At 50.4% G+C, this 26032-nt stretch carries 26 protein-coding genes; 7 read left to right on the top strand and 19 right to left on the bottom strand.

What is annotated here, in order from left to right:
- Positions 1 to 80: 80 nt before the first annotated feature.
- Complete coding sequence (gene acsA / locus H8B09_RS05040) at positions 81 to 1802, bottom strand: acetate--CoA ligase (RefSeq protein ID WP_191202337.1); 1722 nt, start codon at positions 1800 to 1802, stop codon at positions 81 to 83.
- A 215-nt stretch (positions 1803 to 2017) separates the two neighbouring features.
- Between acsA and H8B09_RS05035 the strand changes: the two genes are divergently transcribed.
- Together H8B09_RS05035 and H8B09_RS05030 are read left to right on the top strand one after the other, a co-directional pair.
- Entirely contained in the window at positions 2018 to 2650 is a 633-nt protein-coding gene (locus tag H8B09_RS05035) for a GNAT family N-acetyltransferase (protein WP_224753260.1), read from the top strand.
- Positions 2651 to 2745: 95 nt separating this feature from the next.
- Positions 2746 to 3930 (top strand): acetoin utilization protein AcuC, encoded by a 1185-nt coding sequence (locus tag H8B09_RS05030; RefSeq protein WP_191202336.1) that lies wholly within the window; start codon positions 2746 to 2748, stop codon positions 3928 to 3930.
- A gap of 413 nt (positions 3931 to 4343) precedes the next feature.
- Here the strand turns inward: H8B09_RS05030 and ccpA are convergent, their stop codons facing one another.
- From ccpA to H8B09_RS05010, 4 genes are all read right to left on the bottom strand, one after another.
- The gene (gene ccpA / locus H8B09_RS05025; RefSeq protein WP_191202335.1) at positions 4344 to 5351 is read right to left on the bottom strand and encodes a catabolite control protein A; all 1008 of its coding nucleotides are present in this window, start codon (positions 5349 to 5351) and stop codon (positions 4344 to 4346) included.
- Positions 5352 to 5416: 65 nt separating this feature from the next.
- Positions 5417 to 5770 carry a bacillithiol system redox-active protein YtxJ gene (gene ytxJ / locus H8B09_RS05020; RefSeq protein ID WP_191202334.1) on the bottom strand — a complete coding sequence of 118 codons (354 nt, stop codon included), beginning with the start codon at positions 5768 to 5770 and terminating at the stop codon, positions 5417 to 5419.
- A 61-nt stretch (positions 5771 to 5831) separates the two neighbouring features.
- Positions 5832 to 6266, bottom strand: a complete 435-nt coding sequence (locus tag H8B09_RS05015) for a hypothetical protein (RefSeq protein ID WP_191202333.1) — start codon at positions 6264 to 6266, stop codon at positions 5832 to 5834.
- 107 nt (positions 6267 to 6373) lie between these two features.
- Positions 6374 to 6790: a VanZ family protein gene (locus H8B09_RS05010; RefSeq protein WP_191202332.1), complete on the bottom strand. Its 417-nt coding sequence runs from the start codon at positions 6788 to 6790 to the stop codon at positions 6374 to 6376.
- A gap of 91 nt (positions 6791 to 6881) precedes the next feature.
- Between H8B09_RS05010 and H8B09_RS05005 the strand changes: the two genes are divergently transcribed.
- Positions 6882 to 7409: a type 1 glutamine amidotransferase domain-containing protein gene (locus H8B09_RS05005; RefSeq protein WP_191202331.1), complete on the top strand. Its 528-nt coding sequence runs from the start codon at positions 6882 to 6884 to the stop codon at positions 7407 to 7409.
- A 65-nt stretch (positions 7410 to 7474) separates the two neighbouring features.
- Here the strand turns inward: H8B09_RS05005 and ptsP are convergent, their stop codons facing one another.
- The 6 genes from ptsP to H8B09_RS04975 form a co-directional block, all read right to left on the bottom strand.
- The gene (ptsP, locus tag H8B09_RS05000; protein WP_191202330.1) at positions 7475 to 9205 is read right to left on the bottom strand and encodes a phosphoenolpyruvate--protein phosphotransferase; all 1731 of its coding nucleotides are present in this window, start codon (positions 9203 to 9205) and stop codon (positions 7475 to 7477) included.
- A complete protein-coding gene (locus H8B09_RS04995; RefSeq protein ID WP_191202329.1) occupies positions 9198 to 11087 on the bottom strand; it encodes a glucose PTS transporter subunit IIA in 1890 nt (629 codons plus the stop codon). Before H8B09_RS04995 ends, ptsP begins: the two co-directional genes overlap by 8 nt.
- A 162-nt stretch (positions 11088 to 11249) precedes the next feature.
- Positions 11250 to 11900, bottom strand: a complete 651-nt coding sequence (locus tag H8B09_RS04990; RefSeq protein ID WP_191202328.1) for a hypothetical protein — start codon at positions 11898 to 11900, stop codon at positions 11250 to 11252.
- 118 nt (positions 11901 to 12018) lie between these two features.
- Positions 12019 to 12453 carry a CoA-binding protein gene (locus H8B09_RS04985; RefSeq protein ID WP_191202327.1) on the bottom strand — a complete coding sequence of 145 codons (435 nt, stop codon included), beginning with the start codon at positions 12451 to 12453 and terminating at the stop codon, positions 12019 to 12021.
- Positions 12454 to 12540: 87 nt separating this feature from the next.
- The gene (gene aroA / locus H8B09_RS04980; RefSeq protein ID WP_191202326.1) at positions 12541 to 13833 is read right to left on the bottom strand and encodes a 3-phosphoshikimate 1-carboxyvinyltransferase; all 1293 of its coding nucleotides are present in this window, start codon (positions 13831 to 13833) and stop codon (positions 12541 to 12543) included.
- A gap of 22 nt (positions 13834 to 13855) precedes the next feature.
- Positions 13856 to 14419 carry a shikimate kinase gene (locus H8B09_RS04975; RefSeq protein ID WP_191202325.1) on the bottom strand — a complete coding sequence of 188 codons (564 nt, stop codon included), beginning with the start codon at positions 14417 to 14419 and terminating at the stop codon, positions 13856 to 13858.
- Between the two features lie 183 nt (positions 14420 to 14602).
- On the opposite strand from H8B09_RS04975, the gene H8B09_RS04970 reads away from it, so the two are divergent.
- Positions 14603 to 14911: a hypothetical protein gene (locus H8B09_RS04970; protein ID WP_191202324.1), complete on the top strand. Its 309-nt coding sequence runs from the start codon at positions 14603 to 14605 to the stop codon at positions 14909 to 14911.
- Between the two features lie 33 nt (positions 14912 to 14944).
- On the opposite strand, the gene gnd is transcribed toward H8B09_RS04970, so the two are convergent.
- The 5 genes from gnd to H8B09_RS04945 form a co-directional block, all read right to left on the bottom strand.
- Positions 14945 to 16357, bottom strand: a complete 1413-nt coding sequence (gnd, locus tag H8B09_RS04965) for an NADP-dependent phosphogluconate dehydrogenase (protein ID WP_191202323.1) — start codon at positions 16355 to 16357, stop codon at positions 14945 to 14947.
- A gap of 332 nt (positions 16358 to 16689) precedes the next feature.
- The gene (locus H8B09_RS04960; protein WP_191202322.1) at positions 16690 to 17286 is read right to left on the bottom strand and encodes a YkzI domain-containing protein; all 597 of its coding nucleotides are present in this window, start codon (positions 17284 to 17286) and stop codon (positions 16690 to 16692) included.
- A gap of 371 nt (positions 17287 to 17657) precedes the next feature.
- The gene (locus H8B09_RS04955; RefSeq protein WP_191202321.1) at positions 17658 to 18812 is read right to left on the bottom strand and encodes an ABC transporter permease; all 1155 of its coding nucleotides are present in this window, start codon (positions 18810 to 18812) and stop codon (positions 17658 to 17660) included.
- Entirely contained in the window at positions 18805 to 19977 is a 1173-nt protein-coding gene (locus tag H8B09_RS04950; protein WP_191202320.1) for an ABC transporter permease, read from the bottom strand. Before H8B09_RS04950 ends, H8B09_RS04955 begins: the two co-directional genes overlap by 8 nt.
- A 21-nt stretch (positions 19978 to 19998) precedes the next feature.
- Positions 19999 to 20943, bottom strand: a complete 945-nt coding sequence (locus H8B09_RS04945; protein WP_191202319.1) for an ABC transporter ATP-binding protein — start codon at positions 20941 to 20943, stop codon at positions 19999 to 20001.
- Between the two features lie 180 nt (positions 20944 to 21123).
- On the opposite strand from H8B09_RS04945, the gene H8B09_RS04940 reads away from it, so the two are divergent.
- Genes H8B09_RS04940 through H8B09_RS04930 form a run of 3 tightly spaced genes read left to right on the top strand, consistent with a single transcriptional unit; the run spans position 21124 to position 23653 of the window.
- On the top strand, positions 21124 to 22278 hold the full coding sequence (locus H8B09_RS04940; protein ID WP_224753258.1) for a sensor histidine kinase: 1155 nt from the start codon (positions 21124 to 21126) through the stop codon (positions 22276 to 22278).
- A gap of 5 nt (positions 22279 to 22283) precedes the next feature.
- Entirely contained in the window at positions 22284 to 22958 is a 675-nt protein-coding gene (locus tag H8B09_RS04935; RefSeq protein WP_191202317.1) for a response regulator, read from the top strand.
- Positions 22959 to 22981: 23 nt separating this feature from the next.
- Positions 22982 to 23653 carry a DUF1054 domain-containing protein gene (locus H8B09_RS04930; RefSeq protein ID WP_191202316.1) on the top strand — a complete coding sequence of 224 codons (672 nt, stop codon included), beginning with the start codon at positions 22982 to 22984 and terminating at the stop codon, positions 23651 to 23653.
- 165 nt (positions 23654 to 23818) lie between these two features.
- On the opposite strand, the gene H8B09_RS04925 is transcribed toward H8B09_RS04930, so the two are convergent.
- Genes H8B09_RS04925 through H8B09_RS04915 form a run of 3 tightly spaced genes read right to left on the bottom strand, consistent with a single transcriptional unit; the run spans position 23819 to position 25931 of the window.
- On the bottom strand, positions 23819 to 24316 hold the full coding sequence (locus tag H8B09_RS04925; protein ID WP_191202315.1) for a 2,4'-dihydroxyacetophenone dioxygenase family protein: 498 nt from the start codon (positions 24314 to 24316) through the stop codon (positions 23819 to 23821).
- A 4-nt stretch (positions 24317 to 24320) separates the two neighbouring features.
- On the bottom strand, positions 24321 to 24827 hold the full coding sequence (locus H8B09_RS04920; protein WP_191202314.1) for a P-loop nucleotide/nucleoside kinase family protein: 507 nt from the start codon (positions 24825 to 24827) through the stop codon (positions 24321 to 24323).
- Between the two features lie 60 nt (positions 24828 to 24887).
- Positions 24888 to 25931, bottom strand: coding sequence for a hypothetical protein (locus tag H8B09_RS04915; RefSeq protein WP_191202313.1), 1044 nt, complete (start codon positions 25929 to 25931; stop codon positions 24888 to 24890).
- Positions 25932 to 26032: the final 101 nt, after the last annotated feature.

The raw sequence follows: 26032 nt of genomic DNA, 5'->3' as shown, positions 1-26032 counted from the left end.
CCTAAAGCAAAACATAAATAAGGCTGAGCAGGTTAGATACCTGCTCAGCCTTATTCGTTATGACAACATCTAGTTATATGTTAATCCTCAATTGTCGATAAGTCGCCTGTCGGGAGATTCAGCTCCCAAGCCTTGAGCACACGACGCATAATCTTACCGCTGCGCGTCTTCGGCAGCTTATCTTTGAATTCGATCTCGCGTGGTGCAGCATGCGCTGACAACCCTACCTTGACGAACTTCGCGATATCTTCCTTCAGTTCATCCGATGGCGTGAAGCCCTCACGGAGTGCGATAAACGCTTTAATAATCTCGCCGCGAATAGGGTCCGGCTTGCCGATAACGCCAGCTTCCGCAACCGCAGGATGCTCAACCAGCTTGCTCTCTACTTCGAATGGACCTACCCGTTCGCCCGACGTGTTGATGACGTCATCGATCCGTCCTTGGAACCAGAAGTAGCCATCCTCATCCATATAAGCGGAGTCGCCCGAGATATACCAGCCTGGGATGCGGAAGTATTCTTCATACTTCGCATCATTGTTCCAGATGCGGCGCATCATGGATGGCCATGGCGTAGCAACTGCTAGATTACCCATTCGATATGGCGGCAGCTCATTGCCTTGATCATCGATAATCGCAGCGCGAACGCCGGGAATCGGTTTGCCCATCGAGCCTGGTTTAATGTCCATTGACGGGTAGTTACAGATAAGCTGTCCGCCTGTTTCAGTCATCCACCATGTATCGTGAATTCGATGGCCGTACACCTTCATGCCCCAACGTACAACCTCAGGGTTAAGCGGCTCGCCTACACTAAGCACGTGACGGAGGCTGGAAAGGTCAAAGCCATTCACAACGTCCTCGCCTGCACCCATGAGCATACGGAACGCCGTAGGCGCGCTGTACCATACCGTAACGCCGTATCGCTGGATCGTACCATACCAATCCTGTGGACTGAATCGGCCGCCGCGAATGACGTTCGTAGCGCCGTTCAGCCATGGAGCGAATATGCCGTAGGATGTTCCCGTTACCCAGCCTGGGTCAGCCGTGCACCAATACACATCGTCTTCGCGAAGATCCAATACGATCTTGCCCGTGTAATAATGCTGAAGCATTGCATTCTGTGCATGGAATACGCCCTTGGGCTTGCCAGTCGATCCTGATGTATAATGCAGAATCAATCCATCTTCACGATTGAGCCATTCAATCTCTGCCGCATCGGAAGCCGTGCTCATCTCCTGCTCGAAGTTGATGATACCGTCTGAAGCTTCAACTTGTCCGAAGACGATGATGCTTTCCAGGTCAGGCAGTTCATCACGCTTAATACGGCCGAGCAGCGAAGGCGTTGTTACGATCGCTTTGGCTCCGCTGTCCAGCAGACGATCCTTCACAGCTGTTTCCATGAAAGCTTCGAACAGCGGTCCAACGACGGCACCTACTTTCAGAATGCCGAGCAGACTGATATATAATTCAGGTGTACGCGGCATGAATATAAAGACGCGGTCACCCTTCTGTACGCCTTGCTTGCGCAATACATTCGCGAATCGGTTCGAGTGTTGGCTAAGCTGTTCAAACGTCCAGCTCTCATCTCTTGCAGCGTCGCTGTAATGCAAAGCAATCTTGCTGCCTCTTCCTTCTTGGACGTGCCGGTCAATCGCTTCATGAGCCATATTCACTTTGCCCGTCGTGTGCCAAGTGAAATGCTGCTCGATTTGTCCCCAGTCGAATTGCTCGCGTGCCTCTTCGTAGTTTCCGATATTGGAGCGGTTCGTTGTTGCCGGTATACGTTCTTGATGCAAGTTGATCATGTATGTCATCCTCCCATCAAACTATGTTCTTTCCAAGTGAAAGATTGATTTCGTATTGCCCACAATTTAAAATCATACGCATCTAAAGAATGCGTTTTCATTTGCATGTATGTTATTATACCATAGAGTCGTACAGCAACAATATCCTTTTCAACATGCCATCATTATGCTAGGTAAGCTGTTCATTTCCGTATGACACAAAAGAAGGTGATCAGTTGGAACATTTGAAGGTGTACCAGCGGCTTACACTCCTCATTCGTGACCGTGAGCTCGTCATTGAAGGGCCTATTCCGCCTGAGCGGCTGCGTCAATTGCACATGCATGAGCAGCTGCACGCTTTTCGCCGTCCGGCTGAGCAGCTGGAGGCGCTGATCGAGATCGCCGGTTTGCCGGAAGGACGGATTATCGCGTGTATCGACGACGACACCATCGTAGGCTACGTTACGTTCCATTATCCTGACGAGCTTGAGAGATGGTCCGATGCGAATATGGAAGATCTAGTCGAACTAGGTGCAGTCGAAGTCGCGCCGAATTACCGTTCCGGCGGCATTGGCAAGCATATGATCCAGACTGCGTTCGCAGAAGGACAGCTGGATCGAATGATCGTTTATACAACCGAATATTACTGGCATTGGGATCTCGAAGGGATGAAGCTTAGCGTCTGGGAATACCGCTCGATGATGGAACGCGTCATGCAGTCCATCGGAATGGTCTGGTTCGCTACAGATGATCCCGAGATATGCTCTCACCCCGCCAATTGCCTGATGGTTCGCGTAGGGCCTGATGTACCGCTGTCATCAGTCGAACAATTCGACCGGGTACGTTTCCGCCAAAGGTTCATGTATTAAAAAGCAATTGCCAAGTATATGCTTACGAAGCAAGCAATTTGCTTGCAAGTAGTTATTTCGATGAAGAAAGCAAATTGCTTTTAGGAGGATCGTCCATGTCGGCGAAGGCCGTATTCATCCATCATCCTGACGCAGAGCTCTACCGATTTCACGAGCATCATCCCTTCGACCCGACCCGTCTGCAGTCGACGATCGATTTGCTTATCCGCTGCAATGCGCTGGAACCCGACGACATCATTATCCCTCAGCCTGCGGATGATGAGGCACTGCTTACCGTTCACCGGCCAGATTACGTACAAGCTGTTCGCCAGCTAAGCGAGCCAGCGCCGCCTGCAGACGCTGCAGCTGCGGCTGATAAATACGGTTTATCGGATGAAGATACGCCATATTTTCCAGGAATGCACGGAGCAGCTGCCGCAATCGCCGGAGGATCTATCTGTGCCATTGAGGCTGTCATAAGCGGACAAGCCAAACGTGCTTTTCATATGGCTGGCGGGCTGCATCACGCCTTCCCGCACCGCGGTTCCGGCTTCTGCGTCTACAATGACGCTGCAGTCGCTATTAAGCGAGTACAGGCTCAGAACGATCTGCGCATTTTGTACATCGACACCGACGTTCATCATGGCGATGGCGTCCAATGGGTATTTTATGACGATGCCTCGGTCTTTACTTATTCGATCCATGAGACGGGCAAATTTCTGTTCCCTGGCACCGGTTTCCTTCACGAACGGGGAACGGACAGCGGCATTGGCGCCTGTATGAATGTCCCTCTGGAGCCCTATACGGAGGACGACTCTTGGATGGACAGCTTTCGAGCTACGGTAGAAGAGGCAGCTCGCTTATTCAAGCCGGACATCATTGTTAGCCAGCACGGCTGTGATGCGCATGCCTACGACCCACTCTCCCATATGCACTGCAGCATGCGTATTTATAACGAGATGCCGCTCGTCATCCGCGATCTTGCAGACCGCTATACGGACGGCAAATGGGTCGCATTAGGAGGCGGAGGCTATGACAAGTGGCGCGTTGTCCCACGCGCATGGTCGTTCGTCTGGCTGGCTATGACCGATCATCCGCTTCTAGCCCGGATTCAAACCTCAGCTGAGTCACCTCTCACCTTGTCAGAGGATTGGCGCCAAGCGTGGGCTGACGAAGCTGGCGGCATTGACGCGTTACCTGAGGAATGGCTGGACGATCTGCTGCAATGGACGCCTATGCCGCGCAGAGACGCGATTCAAGCGGCTAATCAGGCTACATGCAGTCGTGTCCTACAGAAGTAACCCACCTATGTCCTCCCTCATAGGGAGGACTCCAGGGGCTTTGCCTCTGGGACCCCTTATTTCAAAAACTAAAAAATTTAGATTTAATAATATATTTTCCCCTCGGCGGGGGCCATGTAACCCAGTTTATCTACCCACCTAAATCCTCCCTGCAAGGGAGGACCCCATGGGACTCCCGTCCCCTGGACCCCGGAAGGGGCGTGCCAGGGACTGTTGGTGATGTTTAGTGACAGCGTGCTGAGAGTCGCGTACCCTGAGGGTACAACTCTTGTTCGAGCTTTTTAGTGTGTTGATGGAAATAAACAGCTACTCAGTTGCTTTTATTTCGGAAAAGCTTGCAAATAAACAATAAAGGACAGCCTCGCTAAGTACGAGGCTGTCCTTTATTGTATCTAAATACATTACACCAATCGTTAGACTACTCCGCCTACCGAATTGCGTGTAATGACTTCGTGCGGCAAAATAACTTTGGCCTGCTCGACAGTTTCCTTCTTCATCAGCTTCGTCAGAAGGCGCATCGATACAGCTCCGATATCGTACATTGGCTGTGCAACCGTCGTAAGCTGTGGACGTACCATCGACGCCATACGGCTGTTATCCACGCTGATGACCGAAATATTCTCAGGAACTTTCAAGCCAGCATCTTGGATGCTGTGGATTGCACCAATTGCCATCTCATCCGTAGCTGCGAATACCGCAGTAGGACGCTCTGGTAGCTCCAAGAAATATTTGACCGCTTCGACGCCGGATTCATAACGATAGTTGCCCGTACGAACGAGCGACTCATCATACGTAATGCCTGCTTCTTCAATCGCACGCTTATAGCCGTGGTAACGGGCATAGCCGTTCGACGGATCCTGCAGTGTACCGCTGATCATCGCAATGCGGCGGTGACCATTCGCAATAAGCGTACGGACAGCATCATAAGCAGCTTCCTCATGGTTGATATCAACGGAAGGAATGACGCCATGCTCGTCCGTCGTCGCGCAGAGAACAACGGGTACGTTCGCCGTCTTAAACGCTTGCAGATGCTCGTCCGTTACAGCCCCGCCCATGAACAGCAGACCATCGACCTGCTTCTCCAGGAGCGTGTTAACGACGCGAATTTCTTTCTCTTTGCGCTTATCGGCGTTACACAAAATAATATTATAATGATACATGTTGGCAATATCTTCAATACCGCGCGCGACTTCAGCAAAGATCGCATTCGAAATGTCGGGAATAACTACGCCGACAGTCGTTGTCTTCTTGCTGGCCAAGCCGCGTGCTACAGCGTTCGGACGATAGCCAAGGCGTTCGATCGCTTCGTATACTTTCTTGCGCGTCTGCGGCTTCACATTGGGGTTATTATTCACAACCCGCGATACTGTGGCCATGGATACGCCCGCTTCTCTTGCTACATCATAAATGGTTACCGTCACGGTCCTTCTCTCCATTGCTTCGTATTTTATCGCACATCATTTTACCGTAATGATACGACAAAAATTTACTTTCCGCAATGTTCACGGAGATGTTCCTCTAGCGAATCATACGTAATATGCCAGTGCGAGGCATTCCAAACCGACTTCCCGTCCACGATCAGAATCGCTTGCGGGGATGCATGCGTAATTCCTGTCCGCTCTGCAACAGCATTCGATACAGGACGGTGTTCCACAACATGCACGAGTGTTTGACGTATGCCGCTCTCCTGATGTTCGTTCACCCACTTCTTCCAAGCCGCGAACGCCGCAGCGCTAATTGGGCAGCGCGTGCTGTGCTTGAAGATGAAGAGCGGTTTATCGGTCGCTGCTGTCGCAGTTTCCCACTGCTCTAAGGTGGTTAATACATCATAGTGAGACATGTCAAATCCCCCTAACGAATCGCATTCACATCCATTCAACCTAATGAGTATACCCTAGTGTTTACGGTGCGATGGCGCTTCTATGTATGGAGGCTGTATGACTGAGCTGCGTCAAACGTTTCGAAATATCGTTCTTCCACTCATTGTCACCGATTTTCTCGGCAAGCGAATAAAGGTCCAGCAGCATATCGATCCGTTCACCTGCTAGCCGATCGATCAATGCCGGGTCCGGCTGCTTCTTATGAACATCGAATGCTTCCACAAGTAAATTCGCCCATTCGTTCCAATCATCGAAACGAAAAGTTTGTTTCTCTGGCTGCGCGCCTAATTTGCCGATCAGTCCGGTCAAATCAGTCTTGACCACAGTATACACCTCACTGCGGCTGCACGCTTTGCAAGTATACACGGGAACGTTATCGATTTCCACTTTACTCGAATAAATGACGGTACGAAGCTTCATTCGCATCGTTTCACCGCATGAACACGTCTTCAGCAACAAAAGTCACTCCTTCACCTGAAGGGCAGTACGCCGCTTTAATGCAACGTAAAACTGATTCGACTTTTGTTATATAAAATCCTTCTCATAAACGCATGTAAGTTTTGCTAGTTCGCCACACGCCGCCACCACCGTCTTAATGTCGGAATGCTAATTAGCAGTACAGCGGCGCTCGCTCCAATCGCATCATGCAGCAGGTCATGATAATCCGGCGTTCGCCCTTCCACAAACTGCTGATGATATTCGTCCGTTATGCCGTACAGCGTACATAATAAGACAATGATGAGTTTAGCCGACACACGATCTGACCCTTTACCGCCATAATAATCAAATGCCAGCGCAAGCGCAAAGTAGGCAGCATAATGTCCCCAATCAAAACCCTCCATAGAAGGGAATAATTCCTGGAACCATGGAAGAAAAACAGTGTTCATCTCGCTTGCCGGCTGATCGGATAACCAGAATATAGCAGCCATCACCAGCACAGCTGGCAGCAAACGATATAACCGCAGCCGCGATTGCTTCATTGCCTCACCTTCGTTACAATTGAAGTGCTCATCCAACAATAAGCGTTACCCTGTATTACCCATCATATGGAATGGAGAGGAGTTCACTAGAATGAGCCTACATAACCAGACGGTCATCTGCCTGCTTGATGACGAGTTTGAAGATTTGGAATTGTGGTACCCGGTATACCGTGTACGAGAGGAAGGCGTCAAAGTATTGTACGCCGGACCAGTCAAAGGCAAGACCCATATTGGCAAATATGGCGTCCCTGCAACAGCCGATTTGTCCTATGACGAATTGAACAGCGCAGCGATTGACGGCCTGCTCGTGCCTGGCGGCTGGGCGCCTGATAAAATTCGCCGATATCCGAAGGTGCTTGAGATCGTGCGGGAGCTTAACGAACAGAACAAGCCGATCGGCCAAATTTGCCACGCAGGCTGGGTGCTGATTTCTGCGAAAATTCTTCATGGACGCAAAGTGACATCCACCCCGGGGATTCGCGACGATATGGAAAATGCAGGTGCGCAGTGGTTCGACGAGCCCGTTGTTGTCGACGGCAACCTCATCTCCGCTCGCAGGCCGCCGGACCTTCCCGAATACGGCCAAGCCTTCGTCGAAGCGCTTCGTGCACGCGGATAAGACTATAGCAGCCGGTCCTCCTTGCAAGCGCATGGAAAGGCCGGCTGCTCTTATTTACCCCACAGTCATTGGATCGACGCATCATAAGCTTTAAGCTTGTCGTGGATGTCCACGCTAGTACGGCAGCGCAGCAGCTCCGCGAACAGCTCTTGGCTCTCCTGCTGGCAAGTGCGCAGCAGTCGTTCCTTCAACTCAAGAATCGCATGCCCAGACATGCTGAGCTCGTCAACGTCCAGCGCAAGCCATATCGGCAGCGCGCACAAATCGCTTGCCATTTCCCCGCATACGCCAACCTTGATGCCTTTGCTCTTCGCTGCTTCAACCGTCATTCTTAACATTCGCAGTATGGCCGGATGGAAAGGATCGTACATGTAAGAGATTTGCTCATTCATACGGTCAACAGCAAGCGTGAACTGAACAAGATCGTTCGTGCCAATACTGAAGAAATCAACCTCTTCCGCAAGCAGATCCGCGATCTGCACAGCTGCCGGAAGCTCAATCATAATACCGGTCTGCAAACCTTCGTCGAATGGCAAACCTTCAGCTCTCAGTTCCTGCATCACTTCCTTCAGCAGCCGATTCGCAGCTCTTACCTCTTCAACGGAAGAAATGAGTGGGTACATGATTTTGACCTGACCATAATGGCTCGCCCGAACGATTGCCCTTAGCTGAGTCTTGAACAGATCCGTCCGATCCAAGCTAATCCGGATGGCGCGATAACCTAGGAACGGATTATCTTCTTCCGGCAGATCGAAATAATCGAGCTGTTTGTCGCCGCCAACGTCAAGGGTGCGAATAATTAACGGTTTGCCGTCAAGCCGCTCCGCTACGCTGCGATATACGTCGAACTGCTCATCCTCGCGCGGAAAACGTTGCCGATCCATATAGAGAAACTCGGTACGGAAAAGTCCGACGCCATGCGCACCGCTGCTAAGCGCAACTTCCAGCTCCTTCATCGAGCTGATATTCGCTGCAAGCTCCAGCTTCTTGCCGTCCGGCGTAACTGGCTGCACGTTAGCGAAGCCGCGAAGCCGCTGACGGTCCTCGCGCTCCTGCTTCTGCAGTTCGCTATAGTGCTTTACTTCGTCAACGGACGGATCAAGGATAACGATACCTTCAGAGCCATCGATGACAAGCATCTCGCCCGTCTGGAACGGGTCATCCTGCATTTCATCGATATCAAGACCCACAACTAATGGAATACCCAGCGCGCGCGCCATGATGGCAGAATGCGATGTCGTGCTGCCCGACAACGTTACGATGCCTAACACGTGCTGCGGGTTCAGATGGGCCAACTGAGAAGGCGAGAGTTCCTTCGCTACTAGGATGAACGGCTGCGTATCTGAAGGCAGTGTAATCTCAGGTGCGCCAAGCAGATGTTTCAGCAACCGGTTGCCGACATCCTTGATGTCGAGCGCACGCTCCTTCATGTACTCATCGTCAAGCAGATCGAACATGGCAACGAAGTGGTCGATCGCTTCTTTCACCGCCACCTCTGCCGCCTTGTACTGCCGCTGAATCATCCCTTGTATTTCATTCATAAAAGCTGGATCATCCAGAATCGCCAGATGCGCATCAAAAATCGTCGTCTCCGCAGGTCCAACAACTTCTCGAAGCTCATCCTTCATCTGCTCGATCTCAAACTTCGAAGTGCGTATTCCCTCATATAGGCGATCGAACTCGCGGGCTAAATCCGCGACATCGATTTTTTGGTCGGTCATTTCCCATTCCCAGTTGGGTAGAACGAACGATTTGCCGATAGCTATTCCAGGCGATGCACCAATTCCGTTAATCATCGCTTCTCCCCCCACCGTCTCTCTCTGTTAAGACGACCGACATAATCGAAGCCTGACCCTTCTTCACCGCTTTGAATGGTGCGAAGCGCCACGTCTTGACCATATCGGAATTTGTAATGACCATCGGTGTCGCAAGCGATTTGCTCGCCTTGCGCACGCGATTTAGATCAAACCGAATGAGCAGCTGTCCTGGCATGACAGTCTCGCCCTCTTGCACAACCGCTTGAAAATAACCTTTGTCCGTCAACTTCGAAGTCTCGATTCCGATATGCAGCAGAACATCGAGTCCAGACTCGGACCGGATGCCAATGGCATGCATCGTCGGGTAGATCATGAGGACAGTACCTTTCACCGGTGAAACAAGCTCTCCCCTGTCAGGCATGAACGCAACGCCCTGCCCAACCAGCTTGCCAGCAAAAATAGGATCCGGCACGTCCTCCAAAGGCATCATACGGCCCTGCATAGGCGAACAGAACAAAACTTGCGATTGCCCATTGCGAATGACCTTATTCATCTCTTCCTTGATCAGCTCAGAGAATGTGCCGAACACAACCTGCACATGTCCACCGCCAAGCCGGATTACACCCGCTGCGCCAAGATTCCGCAGGGCGTTAATGTCCAACTGCTTCTCGCTTTCCACCTTCAGGCGAAGTCGGGTAATGCAAGCTTCCATCTGTACGATGTTTTCTTTGCCGCCGATTGCTTCGAGAATAAGTGGTGCACGGTAAGGAATATCTCCCGCCCATTCATCGAGCTGAGAGCCTTCCTCGCGTCCAGGCGTTGGAATGCGAAACCGTCGAATGGCCCAACGGAACAACACATAGTAAATAATGCCAAAAACAAGACCGATCGGAATGATAAGCCACCCTCGCGTTGCCAGATGCTCATTAAGTACATAATCAATGGCACCTGCCGAGAACGAGAATCCATGGCGAATACCGAGCTCATATGTCACCCACATCATGACACCTGATAAGAGGGCATGCACGACGAACAAATACGGCGCAACGAATAAGAATGCGAATTCCACTGGCTCGGTAACGCCTGTTAAGAATGAAGCAAGAGCAGCCGTTAGGAACGTTTTGCGAATTTTGGGCTTCAAGTCCTCACGCGCTTCCTGAATAATCGCGAGCGCGATTGCGGGCAGTGCGAACATCATCGTTGGATACAGTCCTGCCATATAAGCCCCTGCGGTTGGATCTCCTGCGAAGAAGCGCGGCAGATCGCCGAAGGTAACCGTGCCGTCCGGCGCTGTGTAGCCGCCAACCTGAAACCAGAAAACGTGGTTCAACAGATGGTGCAAGCCAAACACAACGAGTATCCGATGAATAAATCCATACAGGAACACGCCAAACCCGCCGGCAGAATCAACAATTTCCCCTAAACGAATCAAGCCGTTCTGAATATCATCACTTGCGCCAACCATCATGGATGAGAAAATAACTGCAAACACACTGACAAACAACGGGACAAACCGAGGTCCGCCGAAAAACTGTATGTATTCGGGAAGCTTGATATTTTTGAAACGTTCGTAACTTAATCCAGAAACAATGCCCATAATCGCACCGATCATTACGGTTGGTTCGATCTCCGGATTACCGGCATTCGTAATCCCCTTATAAATAAACATAGCGACAAGTGCTGCCATTCCAGCCGTTCCTGCATTGCCGGACATGCCAAGTGCAACGCCTATTGCAAATATATACGGCAAGAATGTAAAAATAGCCTGGCTCGCCAAAGCCAGATAGTCCGCCATCTGAGGCAGATGGATCCGGTCCCATGGCAGCACGCTTAAGCTAAGAAATATGGATGCTGCAGGCAGAGCGATCATTGGCAGCATGAATGATCTGCCGAGCTGCTGCAGCCGTCCGAGGATGTTCACTCGCTGCTGCCTCCTCTCATTTGTTCAAGGTGAAACGACTGTCGCCGTCCTTTAAAGATCGTACGCGCTGCTGTGCGTTTTGTCAAAGAGGTGTGTACGATAAGGAAGGCTGTTTTCAGCATTATCGCCGAAAACAGCCCTCGTTCACTGCCTCATCTACACTTAGTGCTGATTCGATTCATATCCGCCAAAATGCGAAATAACAGGACCTGCTTGCTGATACGCGTTCGTCGCCTCATATACCGGATGCTGGCCAGTGTGGCTTTGTGCAGCATAACCTGCGTTCATATGGGACGCACCGAAATGCTGCGGCTGGTAGAATCCTTGGTTAGCCTGATTTGATTGGTTCGATTGTTGATTGAACACTTGGTTAACCGGACCCATGCTGTCTTGACCCGCTTGGTAACCATAACGGGAAATCACTGGACCTACGCCATATTGGCCTCCCGTTTGCGCTTGCGAATAGCTATGCGACTGCTGAGGCTGTTGCATATGTTGTTGATACTGTTGCTGTTGATGCTGTTGATGCAGGTCCGGGCCTGCTTGCCAGCCCACGCGAGAAATAACAGGACCAAGCGATTGGCTCATCGGCGTATATTGTTGGTAGTGTTGATTTCCGCCGAACGCCGATTGGTTGGAATAGTTGTGTTGGCTGTTCGATTGATAACCTGAAGGAATAACACCTGGTTGACCGAAGCTTGGTTGGCTCAATTGGCCTTGGTAATGGGACTGTACATAGTGGCCTGCTTGATTCGGTTGCTGCTGTTGGAAATTGGACTGGAACTGCGAACCTTGCTGGTTAACTGGATACATTCGATGTCATCCTCCTCAGATGCTTGCATAAGTGGGCTTCACAAAACAGTGCGTCATCGCCGCTGTACCATGTCGGAAACCTGTTTTATTATGGGAAGAGACATCGAATAATATCACATTATTTTTTTGTTTTTCCGTGCGGGAGAAGAATGGAATCTTCTACCTTGATGCAGCGATCCATTACAACGAACAGGCCATTGTCTTGTGCTGTGGCAGCTGCTTCCTCATTGGCTATGCCAAGCTGCAGCCACAATGCCTTCGCGCCGATTGCAACAGCCTCCTCGGCTACTGGCGGCGTATGCTCGCTGCGTCGGAATACGTTGACGATATCGACAGGTTCTGGAATGTCGCGAAGCGTCGCGTAGCTTTTCTCGCCAAGAATCGTCTCGGCGTTAGGATTGACCGGAATAATCCGATACCCCTTCGCTTGCATTGCTTGTGACACCATATAAGACGTACGATCCGGTTTGTCGGACAAGCCGACGACTGCGATCGTATTCGAACGCTCCAACAGCTCCTTCAGCTGCTCTCTAGAAGGATGTGCATATGCCATGTTCAAAGCCCTCCTGCCCTACCATGTAATGATCGTATAAGCATCATCTATATTGCCCTATTGCAATATATCCGAGTTCATCAAATATTACTCCACCCATTCCACTTGCGCGCCAAGCGCCTTCAGGTGGTCGAAGTAGATTGGATACGATTTCGCAACATGATGCGCATCCTTGATGCGGATTGGACGCTGCGAGCGCAGGCCTACGATCGTCAGCGCCATAATGACACGGTGATCGTAGTGCGCATCGATCTCAACGCCGCCTTCTACACCTTCAGGACGGCCATGGACGATAATCTCGCTCTGGCGCTCTTCTACGTTTGCGCCAGCTTTACGAAGCTCATTCAAGTAGTCCGTAATACGGTCACATTCTTTGTAACGAAGATTCTCAACGTTATAGAAACGGGAAGTGCCTTCAGCGAATACAGCTGCTGCTACCATCGCAAGCACAGCATCCGTTGCAACGTCCCCGTCGAATTCCACTGCTTTCAGCTTCTTGTTGCCTTGAATGCGAACTACCGCGTCTTCATGCGTAAGAGGTACTTCCATCATGCGAAGCACGTCAACGATCGCACGTTCGCCCTGCTTGCTCTTCTCTTCGAGACCGCGGAGCGTAACATCGGATTCCGTAACCGCTGCAGCAGCAAGAACCGCTGCAGAACCTGGGTAGTCACCTTGCACGCGGTACGTCTTCGCAGCATACTTCTGACGGCCTGGGATACGGTAGTGCATCAAGTCTTCGCTGGCATGAATAACGATACCGGCTTGCTCGATAACTTCGAGCGTCTGACCGATGACGATCTTCGATTTGAGATCGTGCAGCACTTCGATTTCGCTATCTTCTTCAAGAAGCGGCGTCAGGAATAGCAGTGCGCTAAGGAACTGCGAGCTGATGTTGCCGGATACCGTGATTTTGCCGCCTTTCAGATTGCCGCCGCGAATCGTAATCGGCAGTTTGCCTTCACGGTGCTCAATCTGTGCACCAAGCTGCTGCAGCGAATCAATCAGATCGTCATGAGGGCGCTTGCCGAGCGAATCCGGGTACGTATTCACGAACGTAATCTCAGGGCTAAGCGATGCGATTGCCATCAAGAAACGAAGTACCGCACCTGCATTGCCTACGTTCAATTCTTTCACATTGCTTGGGCGGCTGCCGAAGCCGGTAATGACGATTTTCTCATCATCCTCTTCAATCGTCGCGCCCAAGTCGCGAATGCAGCGGCGCATTGCATCGCTGTCTTCGCTATGTGCGGGATAGTACACCGTGCTCGTACCTTCTGCAAGTGCTGCTACAAGCAGGTAGCGAGTCGTATAGTTCTTAGAAGAGAGTGCTTGAATATCACCTTGAAGCTTTGGTGTTGGGGTTACGATAACATCCATATTCGTCGATTCTCCTTTAAAGTTATGTAGAAGTAGAAGTTGTCCACTGCTCAATAATTGCGCTGCACACCTCATCCGGGGTTAGACCGGTTGTATCGATCGACAATGTGGCAAAATCATATGCCGTTCTGCGTGCATCGAGCAAACGCCGTACATTAGCGGTTGCATCTCCTTGCAGCAGCGGTCTTGAAGGGTCATTGCCCACACGTGCAATAATATGTGCTTCGTCTGCCTTAAGGGCAACGACGAAGGAGTTGCTCAGCATGCAAGCCCGATTGGCCTCGCGCAGTACGGCACCACCGCCTGTTGCAATAACTGATGGTTGTTCCAATGCCATGAGCGCCTGCAAGGCAGCTGTCTCTACATCACGGAAATAATCTTCTCCACCTTCAGCGAACAGTTCGGGGATTGACTTGCCTGACCGGCGTTCAATCTCTTCATCTGAATCGATTCGCTGCCAGCCCATCCGCTCTGCGAGCAGCCGCGACACCGTCGATTTGCCTGTCCCCATGAAACCAACGAGGACGATTTTGTTGAATGTGCCTTTGTTAGGTGCAGCCGTTTGTGGATTGGGTTGTCCACTCATCCATAATCCCCCTAAAACTGCTTTCTTCGTCAGCATATGCTTAGCAAATTGCTTTCTACGTACGCGTCTTCGTAAGCGCATACCGCCTTATCATACCATTTTTTCCGTAAAGCCGTGTATAAAAATCTTTCTTTTGCCGTAGAGATGATAGTAGTACATATGAAGTGGAAGGGGCCGTCGTTCATGAATGTCAATCCAACGTCGAATTCAAGAAATAATCCTGCCGCGGAACGCGTCAACCGTCTGCTGGACAGCAGCTATCCGCTCTGCCGCGATGATGTTATCTGGCTGCTGGAATTTATTAAAAAGAAAGTGGCTGACGCAGACCCAAAGTTAATGGATCTGTCGCAGCCACATTTGCTTAAAACGTTTCATTCGTTCGCCGAAGCGTCCATGAGCCTCATCCAGCGCAAGAGTGGCGACCATGAGGTCGACCGTCTTCGCCGTTGGCTGAAGGATGCAGTGGAAGGCGTGTCGTCCCCGTTACATTAGGACAACCCCCATCCTCCTCACCCACTCAGGCAATTAGTTGCTCATCCAGTTGTGGTGGAACGTGCCTTCTTTGTCCAGACGTTTGAACGTGTGAGCGCCGAAGTAGTCGCGTTGCGCTTGCAGCAGGTTAGCAGGCAGACGCTCCGTACGGTAGCTGTCGAAGTATGCGATCGCGCTTGCGAACGATGGCACTGGGATACCTTGTGCCACAGCCGTTCCGACAACTTCACGCCATGCGCCTTGGTACGACTCGACGATCTCTTGGAAGTAAGGATCGAGGAGCAGGTTGGACAGCGCAGGGTTGCGGTCGTATGCGTCTTTGATGTTCTGCAGGAAGCGTGCACGGATGATGCAGCCGCCGCGGAAGATCATTGCGATATCGCCGTAACGCAGGTCCCAGCCGTACTCGTCGGATGCCGCGCGCATTTGTGCGAAACCTTGAGCGTACGAGCAGATTTTGCTCGCGAACAGCGCTTTGCGCACGTTCTCGATGAATGCAGCTTTGTCGCCTTGGAATGGAGCAGGCTTAGGCCCTTTGAGCAGCTTGCTAGCTTGAACGCGCTCTTCTTTCATTGCGGAGAGGAAACGTGCGAATACCGATTCCGTGATGATCGACAGCGGAACTCCCAGGTCGAGCGAGCTTTGGCTCGTCCATTTGCCTGTGCCCTTCTGGCCAGCGGAGTCAAGGATGACGTCAACCATCGGTTTGCCCGTCTCAGGGTCGTATTTGGAGAAGATGTCAGCCGTGATCTCGATCAGGTAGCTGTCGAGTTCGCCTTTGTTCCACTCCGTGAAAATTTCGTGCAGTTCTTTAGCATCCAGGCCAAGAACCGATTGCAGCAGGTTGTACGCTTCGCAGATGAGCTGCATGTCGCCGTACTCGATGCCGTTGTGAACCATCTTAACGTAGTGGCCTGCGCCGTCTGGTCCGATATATGTGCAGCATGCATCGCCGTTAACTTTAGCCGAGATTGCCGTCAGAATTGGCTCAACCAGTTTGTAAGCCGACTCTTGTCCGCCTGGCATGATGGAAGGACCTTTCAGTGCGCCTTCTTCGCCGCCGGATACGCCCGTGCCGATGAAGCGGAAGCCTTTAGCTTCGAGGTCTTTGCTGCGGCGCTGCGTGTCAGGGAAGTATGCATTGCCGCCATCGATGATGATGTCGCCTTCCGTCAGGTGAGGAACGAGCGAATCGATCGTTGCATCCGTACCTGCGCCAGCTTGAACCATGATCAGGATCTTGCGTGGAACTTCAAGGGATGCTACGAACTCTTCAATGGAGTACGTAGGCACCAGGTTTTTGCCTGCTGCTTCTTGCATCAGATCGTCCGTTTTCTCACGGGAGCGGTTGTATACAGATACAGTGAATCCTCTGCTCTCAATGTTAAGGGCCAGGTTTTTGCCCATTACTGCAAGGCCAATGACGCCGATTTGCTGTTTAGACATCTGTTTCTTCCATCCTTTATCTCACATAATTTGTTTCACAATACTACCTATTGTACTCGTTTTATCCGCTGATGAAAACTGTCGTTTAGGAAAAAAGCGCCTTCATTCATTACTTTTTCTAATCGCATTATTAAGTCTTTGTTATTCTACGCCAAATGAGAAACCCTCTATCGAGAAAATTCAGGGATGAACGTCCCCGCTTCGCCTCGCCAATATCCTTTCCAAATTCACTCGAAAATTAAAAATTCTTATATGGAAAAAGCAGGTTCGACGCCATGTTGGCCGCCTCCCCTGCTTCACGTAACTTCCTGGCTATATTTATCCGCAATTCGTCACAGTTCCAGCTGGAGCATCTCCGAACGGAGGCCGACAAGCTTCTCCTTCGACGATGCAACCGTCTCCTCATCATTGTTCGACAACGCCTCGTACAGTACCGACAACTCATAGTCGAGCTCGTAGCGCAGAACAACCGCTCGTTCCTCCGCTCTTTTCGACTGGAACGCCTGAATCATCTCTTCGATCGTTACAAACGGTTTTTTTTGATAAATAATCCGATGTTCCATGCCGGACACCTCCACTAAACGTATAATTTCACCGAACATAATGTTCTCGATTACGATTTGACGATCTTTAATCCGCTTCACGACCGCGTGGCCGCGTGTGTCGTTGATCAGCTTCTCAATTAACTCCGACAACTTCTCGTCCTTAATCAAATAGTCGCCAACAATCTTGTAACGCTGCTTGATGCGCTGGAATCGCAGCTTGACTAGCTTGCGCCCCGTACGAATCGAGATTAGAAATTGATATTCCGTTTCGCTCCAATACAGAGAGTAGCCTTCCTGAATCAGATCCCGAATGAGATTCTGGATTTGCCGGCGGTCGAATCGCAGCTCCAAATTGCAATATTCAACTTCGTGGCTCTTGTTCAACGGCAATCCCTCCCTTGCTTCGGAGATAATCAATCAGTAATTGGCGAAATGTTCTGACAATTACCTCTCGTATCTAGTTTATACTTCATCTTATGTTCTGGCAACTTGGATTATTGACTATTTTTGAACGTTGGAGCGCCCGATTTGTCTCGGCCGTAGACAGATCGACCATCCAGCGCGTGCTGTGACAATTACTTGTTGAAGAAGAGGGGTATTGTCATCCTATTCACCCTCCCCGCTCCAATATCCATCTTCGGCAAAAAAAGTTCTTGCTCTGCGCGTCCGAAATTTCGAACCTATTCGTGAGTGGAACGAAAACAGGACGATACAGCCTATTCGGCCGCATCGTCCCCCTTCATGTTACGTTGTAATTAACCACTAATAGCCTGTTTGCTGGGCCGCAGCACCACTGCGCCGAATGCAAGCAGCACCACTGCGAATAACAATATAATAAGGACAGGTACAGCAACCGTACTGATGCTTCCGCCGCCTGATAATCGGTCGGCAGCTTCCAGCAGCCACTTCTGGGGCGTGAAATTCGCAAGCTTCTGCATAAAGTCCGGCATAATGGAGATCGGCCAGAAGCATCCGCCAAGCATACAGGTTGGAGTTATTACAAGGTTGCCGATATTGCTCAGCTGCATGCTGTTGCGCACAAGTCCAGCGATGGCACTCGCTAGACCAACCGAAGTGATAAGGAAGCATTCCAGGAGCAGGAACAGCATGAAAGGCGAGAAGCCTGGGTCATAACCGAATAGGTAGCAGCATAGGCAGACCATTATAAATAGCTGCAGCGTCCCTACCGCAACGATACCGAGGAAGTTGCCCAACGCAATTTGGTATCCTCGGACAGGAGCCGTGAACATGCGCGCCATCGTCCGGTGCTCGCGATCTTCCATAATTAATGAAATCGAACGCATGACGAGCAGCAGAACGAATAATAGCATCAAACCGATCACTTCGGGATTGGCGATCGTCTCGCCGATCTGCATATCAGCAGCTTGCGTCGCGATCCGATTCTCGTGCACCGTTGCCAGCAGCTCGTCTAGACTCTCTTTAGTCAATTGATTGTTTTGTGCCAAAAGAGCAGCTGCATGAGACATTCGCTCCGTCTCCGCTTCTAATGATAAGGCAAGCGATGCGTTCCACAGCTGTTCATTCATTCGATAGAACACAATCGATGGCGACTTCCCGGCTATCAGCTGATCGGAGTAATCTGCCGGAATGATAATGGCGGCATTGATATCCCCATCTTCGATCGATTGCTTCAATTGCTCATCCGATCCCGATGCAACAGTCGCAATATCATACTTCGGTTCCTGCTCGAGCTGCTTGCCGATCATTGCTCCATAGGAGCCTTTATCTTGGTTTAAGATCGTAATCTTCGGTTCTGTATCAGTGGTCGATGCGAACAAGGCAACAATACCTGCGAGCACAAAAGCCGGGAGCAGAAGACTCATAAAAACATCTCGCCTTGTGGACAAGACACGGCGAATAAGCAGCTGCGCAATCGTTAGACTAGGCATTGACCTTCACCACCTTTGACATTCTTGCTGCGCCTACTGCGAGCAGAACGGCAGCTATTAGAGCAAGCATCCCAATCGGCATCCATAGCTCGGCGCCGAGAGCGCCGTTCATAATGCCTCGCAATCCTTTGGTCGACCAGTAATTAAGCGTAAACTTGCCAAGCTCGCCAATCGTCCCTGTCAAATTCGCCACCATACCTCCGCTTAAGAAGGTCGCAACGAAGATGAAGATGCTGTAGAAGGAGCGGAACGCTTGATTCGATTTGAAGAACGAAGCGATCACGATCGCAAGACCGATTCCTGCTGCAATCGATAGTAGGCAAACTAACGCAGTCAGATCGAGTCGATTGCCCCAATCGACATCGTAGACGAAGGTTGTGAATGCAATAATGACAATGCACTGAGCAATGCCGAAGCAGACAACGCCTGCCAACTTCCCGTAGACGACCATATTGAAGCGAGATGGCTGCGTATAAATTCGCTGCAGGGTGAAGTTCTGCTTCTCGTTCTGCAAAGCGATCGTTCCGGTCAATCCCGCATACAGCAGAAACATAATCAGATTCGAAACTGCGTAATACTGATTGGCGTTCACAGTGCCGAACAGATGGCCTGCGCTCGCTCCGAGCGTTCCGACTTGTACAGTCTCTGCCGAAGCGTCCGTGTTCGTACTTGCCGCTGCCCCTTCTGCATTCGCGGCATTGCCGATGCCATTGATCGCTGCCGCCTGCCTCAAGTTCATCTCTGACAAATACCGATCAGCCACAGCCCGCACGGCGATGTTGCGAGAATCGTCATGACCCGGCATCAATACCCAGTGCGCTGGTTTCCCTGCTGCGATATCAGCCGAGAAACCTTCTGGAATGACGATGCCATAATCGTATCGACCGCTCTCTACGGATTGAAGCGTCTCTTCCTCTGACTGTACAGATTCAACCCGTGCGTATTGCTTTATTGCATCCGAATGCCAATAGTCATTGACGGAGCTGCTTAACGAGCCTGTATCTTCAATAAAAAGACCCACCTTGGCAGGCTTCATCTCCCCGCCAAACGCATGACCTAGCAGCAGAATAAGGACAAGCGGCTGAAGGAACAACGTCAATACGAGGTTGCGCATCCGGCTGAATGCGAGTATCTGATATTTAGCTGCCGTTAAGAATGCATGCATGTTCGATCTCCTCCCCTATCCTTACTGATCGCGAAGCGATCGGCCCGTTAATTGCAGAAACAACGTCTCGAGTCCTGGCTCAGTGCGTGTCATCGTTCGAAGTGAAATCCCGTGCTTGTGGAAAATAAAAAGAATATCTTGCAAAATCGCAGCCGAATCTTTGCAGATGACCTCGATAATCCCTTCACCGACGGAGCCCGCCTGCTTAACGCGCGGCAGACTGCTGATCTCCTCTAATGCCTGCGGCTCTTCGCGATCCAGTTCGAACGCCAGCTTCGTGTCTTGACCTGCTTGCAGACGAAGCTGTTCCTTCGTTCCGCAGGCAATCAGCTTGCCTTGATCCATTACACCAACTCGCGAGCATATCGCTTCAACTTCTTCCATGTAATGACTCGTGTATATAATCGTCGAGCCTAGCCGATTGAGTGTCCGAACCGAATCAAGAATATGGTTGCGGGACTGCGGATCAATGCCGACCGTCGGCTCATCCATAATGATAAGTTTCGGACGGTGGACGATCGCGCAAGCAATATTCAGCCGGCGCTTCATGCCACCTGAGAACGTCGAGGGCTTATCCTTCGCACGGTCCAGCAATCCGACGAATAACAGCGCTTCGTCCACTCGTTCCTTTAACAGCTTGCCGCGCAGCCCATACAGCTTAGCGAAGAACGTTACATTTTCTCTGGCGGTAAGGTTCAGATAGATCGCCAGCTCCTGCGGGACAAGACCGATCTGACGTTTGACATCGATCGGTCTGCTCTTAATCGAGCTTCCGCCAACCGTGATATCCCCTCCATTTATATCGATTAGCCCAGACAACATCCCGATCGAAGTACTCTTGCCGGCACCGTTAGGACCAAGCAGCCCGAAAATTTCTCCTTCTTCTATTTCAAGGGTGAGATGATTCACCGTCATTACCGAATCGTACTTCTTCACAACATCGCGGAAATTTACAAATGCGTTCATCGTTTCGCTCCACTCCTCATCTCTCATCTATTGATCCCATTGTATAATGAGGACTTCGCGCCGACAGGTATAGAAAGTCATCAACTGCATATGACGAAAGTCATCTTCATCCAAACCTCATCCGAACCGGAAGAAAGTTATGCTATAATTGTTCAAAAAGTCAGATGGAGACTCACCTTGATGACGCTGCTCATGACATGGCTACGCCATTTATTCATCATCATCCCCGCAGCCGCAACATTGTTGGCACGACCCATCGATTTGTCGACCAGCCTCTTCGTCATCTGCGTCCTGCTCGCCGTGCTCGCGGTGAAGCTTGGTGAACTATTTCCGCGTCTAGCTGCGTTTCTTGCTGCGTGCGAGCTAATCGGCTTAGGGGCTATGTCCTATAAGTGGGACGGCTATCTGTTCTTGATGCCGTACTCTACCCTGATCGCCATCTATTCGCTTTCGTTCAAGCCGAGGAGCTTATCCGTGTGGGCAATAAGCGGACTTGCTGTTCAGTTCAGTGCGATGAACGGCAGGGAACCGGAGCTGATGTTTACTGCTTGCTTATTGTGGATGCTGTTATCTGCTGTCCTGACTGCTGCGAAGCAATATGACGAGAAACGGAATCGGACGGAGCAATTATACGATCAACTCGCGATGCAGAACGAAGAACTGGATGCCGCAAGGCGGCGTGTCGTGGAGTACGCTGCACAGATTGAGCTGTACGCACAGACAGAAGAGCGCAATCGAATCGCGAGAGACATTCATGATGATCTAGGACATCGGTTGATTCGGGTCAAAATGATGGCGGAAGCCGCTCTGCATCTATTCGACCACGATGTAGGTCGTGCGCGCGGCACCGTTGAACAGATGCGCGACCAGCTTCAAGACAGCATGGATCGTATGAGGCATACGGTGCGTAAGCTGTCGGCATCCGATGAGGAGAGCCGCGTCTACTCGCTCGACAAGCTTGTCCGGGAAGCTAGTGACATGCTTGGAATTGAGCTATCTTTTACGATTACGGGACGTCCGGAGCCGCTGTACCCAAGCATCGAATATGTACTATATCGTAATGCGCAGGAAGCCATCACGAATGCCGTTCGTCATGGCGGTGCGTCGCATGTTTCGGTAGATTTGGATTTTCGGCCAGATGGTATAGTATTGTCTGTCGATAATGATGGATCATTGCCTGAGGAGCCTGTAACAAACGGACTTGGTTTGCGGGGGATGCAAGAGCGTGCTGCGCTCGTTGGCGGTACAATGACTTACCAAACCGAAAGACGTTTCAGTGTGAGGACCTGGATTCCAACCCATCCACAGACACGTGCAAAGATTCAAGGAGGATAAACGCTATGATTTCGATTCTAATCGTGGACGACGATCCTTTCATTCGCGAGAGCATGAAGGTTATACTGGACCTCGACGATGAATTGACTGTAGCCGGCACATGTCAAGATGGTCTAGCCGCTTATGAATTCGTACAGAAGCAGCATGTCGATGTCGTGCTGATGGACATGCGGATGCAAGGCTGCGATGGCGTGGAGGGAACGCGATTAATTAAGTTGCTTCCTAATTCTCCATCCGTGCTCGTCCTAACGACATTCGACGATGATGCGTACATTGCTGCAGCCATTCGGAATGGCGCTAACGGATATTTGCTCAAAAATGTCCCGCCAAGCCGCATCATTAGCGGGATCAAGACGGTTCACGAGGGGTCCCTGCTCATCCACCCCGACATCGCCCGCAAGCTGGCTGGCATGATCGGTTCGGCGACAGTTGATGGTTCAGCGGTTGTGAAACCACCTGTCGGCGACGTGCAGGAGCGTGATTTGACCCGATACGGCTTGACTGCTGCGGAGCAATCGATCGTCAGGCATATCGCCGACGGCTTATCGAACAAAGAAATAGCGGCCGCACTCTATCTGAGCGAAGGAACTGTGAAGAACTATATTTCCGAAATCTTAGATAAGCTGGAGCTGCGCGACCGGACGCAAATTGCTATTTTCTATTTGAAATTACGTGGATAAATGAATTGGAGTGACTTACAACCATGACAACGACGACGAATTCGACTGCAGCACTGCCTGTGGCGCCATTGAATGAGGCGGGCTTCGTGCAAGATGACTTCGCTACGTTTACGATCGATGGACTGGAGCAGCGCATGGCTGCCATCCAATCGCGTATTCAGCCTAAGTTTCGTGCGCTCGGCGAGCGTCTGACACACGAGCTCATGCCCGCTGCCGGGGACGAGTTGTTCCTGCACATTGCGAAGCATGCACGCCGTACGGTCAATGCACCGAAGGACACATGGATGGCGCTGTGCAACAACAAGCGCGGCTATAAGCAGCATCCTCACTTTCAGCTTGGCCTGTTCGACGACCATTTGTTCCTGTGGCTTGCTTTCATCTACGAGCTGCCGAACAAGCCGGAGATTGCTTCCAAGCTGCTCGGAGAATTGGATATGGTCATCCGTACGGTACCAAGCGATTACGTGGTTTCGTTCGATCATATGAAGAAAGAGAGCATGCCAGTCGCTGGTATGACGGAATCGGACTGGCGCGCTGCGCTGACCCGTTTCCGTGACGTGAAGTCGGCGGAGCTTCTTATCGGTCGCCATATGACACCCGGCGATGCGGTTGTGCAGAGCGGCGAGAAACTGCTGGCGAAGGCCATTGAGACGTATGAAACGCTGATGCCGCTTTATCGAGTAGCGATGAAGTAGGTTGGTGACTAGCAAGCTTTTTCACTTGGCATATCGTGTGGTGGGAGGCAAATAGAAAAGCGCTGCTGGCATTTTCGCCGGCATCGCTTTTTTTTTTGGAATGCAAAACATCTGATGCTGTTCGAACCAATCTAATCAAAGTGGCAGGAACAGATCTTTGTTTAACTAGTAAATCAAATCTTCCCTGATTTCAATGTCATGCTGCGTGCAATGATCTCGATACTTCTTCAACACCGAATAGATATCATCTTGGCCTGTGATTTGGTTGTTATCATCGAAATATTGGAGAGCACCGCCAAGTATGAATAAGGTGATGACTTCTTCGTCTTCCGTGATGAGGGTATGGATGTCACCTGGCGGTTCGAATACGAAAGTGCCTGGCGTCGCAACCCATGAGCGCCCTTCGTATCGCCATTTTCCTTGTACATTGTAACCGATGACGGAGCCTCCTGTGTGCCGGTGTTTGCCGAGTATTTGATTGCTTGCAATTCGGAATAAGTAGATCCACGTCCCTGTGCTCAGGTCAAATCGAAGCGGCTTGAAGTGACAGGATTCATTGTCTGTGAACGGAACCCACGGCAGTTCTTCAATATTCACAACCCGTTCGGGCAGTTGAAATCGTTCCGCCAGTTGAATGACAGTCTCTTGAATGATGTTGGTCATACAATTACTCCCTTCTTGCTTTATATAGCTGATCTTTCAGCATCTGCATACTCTCAGCAATGGAGTGATGCGCTGTATCGATGGTAATAGGTTCGCGATCCCATATTTCAAAATCACGATTAACGACTTGTTCCCACGTAGGGGGAACTAATCCGGGAATATCGATTGTTCGCGTCTCCACTCGATGTCTGTGCTCTTCCTTATCCGAGCAGATAACCTCGATTTCAGCATAAGGAATATGTAGGGACTCCGCTACTTCTCGCCAAGCTAAGCGTGTTATAGGGATGGGATTCACTGTATCGGCTATCACATCCAGACCCAATCGGAGATTGTGCGAGGCAAGTCCATAACAAACCATATATCCCTCAGGTCCTTCGATTCGAACCCCCGCATCCCGCATCGCCTGCTCTACGACATCAACTCGCAGGTGCACCGCCTTGAGCTCTTGCGCTAAAGCCGATGACAACGTAGATTTACCAGTGCCAGGCAAGCCGCTGAAAATATAGAGCATCGTGTCGACTCCTTCTATGCATCGTCAATATGAATAAATGCTAGTTAAATAATAACATATTTAGTGAAGTGTAACTTCGAATCGGCTGCCATATTGGAGTTTAACATTCCAGGTCTGCTTCGTGGTTTTGCCTTCTTCTTGGAATTGAATTTGCTTGGGCATATCCAATTCCACAATGTAAGTTCCAGGCTTTCCGCTGTCATTATGGAGGAACCAAGGGATATTGATCTCGAACAATTCTCGAGGAGCAAGCTTCCCTGCCATTGGTGGTATTCTATACGTATAAAGCGCCTTAATATTGGCTGCATTACTACTGTCTTTCTTGTAAACATTCAAGGTCATTGTAACGGCGCTTATATCAACTGTGGTTGTGCCGGTATTCATTAAACTAAAGTTAAAAGGGATTACGGGTCGTTCCGCAAATTGAAACTCATCTCCTGATGGAACGATAAAACTATAAATCGGTTTCTCGACAGCAGGATTGTTAAGATCAAGCTGCGTATTCGTTGTCACATGGACAATCGGTTGAACGAGGACACGATAAGTAACATCGCCGTCATGTGCAAGCAGCGCTTTAAACGATCTTATATCTCCTGGCCTAGGAGGGTTAATTTCTTCGTCATTGATATAGACGTATTCAGAGGTTTGTGTAGGTCTATCCTTACTAATAGCCTGTATCACGATTTCCTTGCCGCGTATATCTTTATTAATCTTCACTGTACCTTCAATTAGTGCTTTATTGTCCCCCTTACTGACGATATTGCCAAGTGATACTGAGCCATCGCTGCTGGTGATGTTCATTCCATCAAGCGTCGATGAGCCAAAAACTTCAATTTGATTAAGCTTGTCGCTCTGACCTGAGGCAGCTTTGAATGTAACAACAGACCCTGTTGCCTCTGCAAATAATCTTAGAGGGATGTAGGCTTGATTATTGAAGCTAATAACAGTGGCGCCAGTGGATGTGCTGATTTCCTTGACCTTGTTACCATCGTGAATCGTGATCTTACTTGGATACAGAATACCTTGAATAGTGTCAGGAGCCGCAGCAGCAATAGAGAAACTGAGAACAACACCGCATAACAATCCAACCCAAAACTTTCTCATCCTTTCACTGTCCTTTCCTCTTTCTCTTTATTCATAAACGGTAATAATATCCAATTGTTGCACGATAATGAGTACCAAATAAAAAAGGAGCGCCCTTTAAG

The organism is Paenibacillus terricola (assembly GCF_014779765.1).
Classification (GTDB): Bacteria; Bacillota; Bacilli; order Paenibacillales; family Paenibacillaceae; genus Paenibacillus_T; species Paenibacillus_T terricola.
This window is presented reverse-complemented; position numbering and strand designations above follow the sequence as displayed.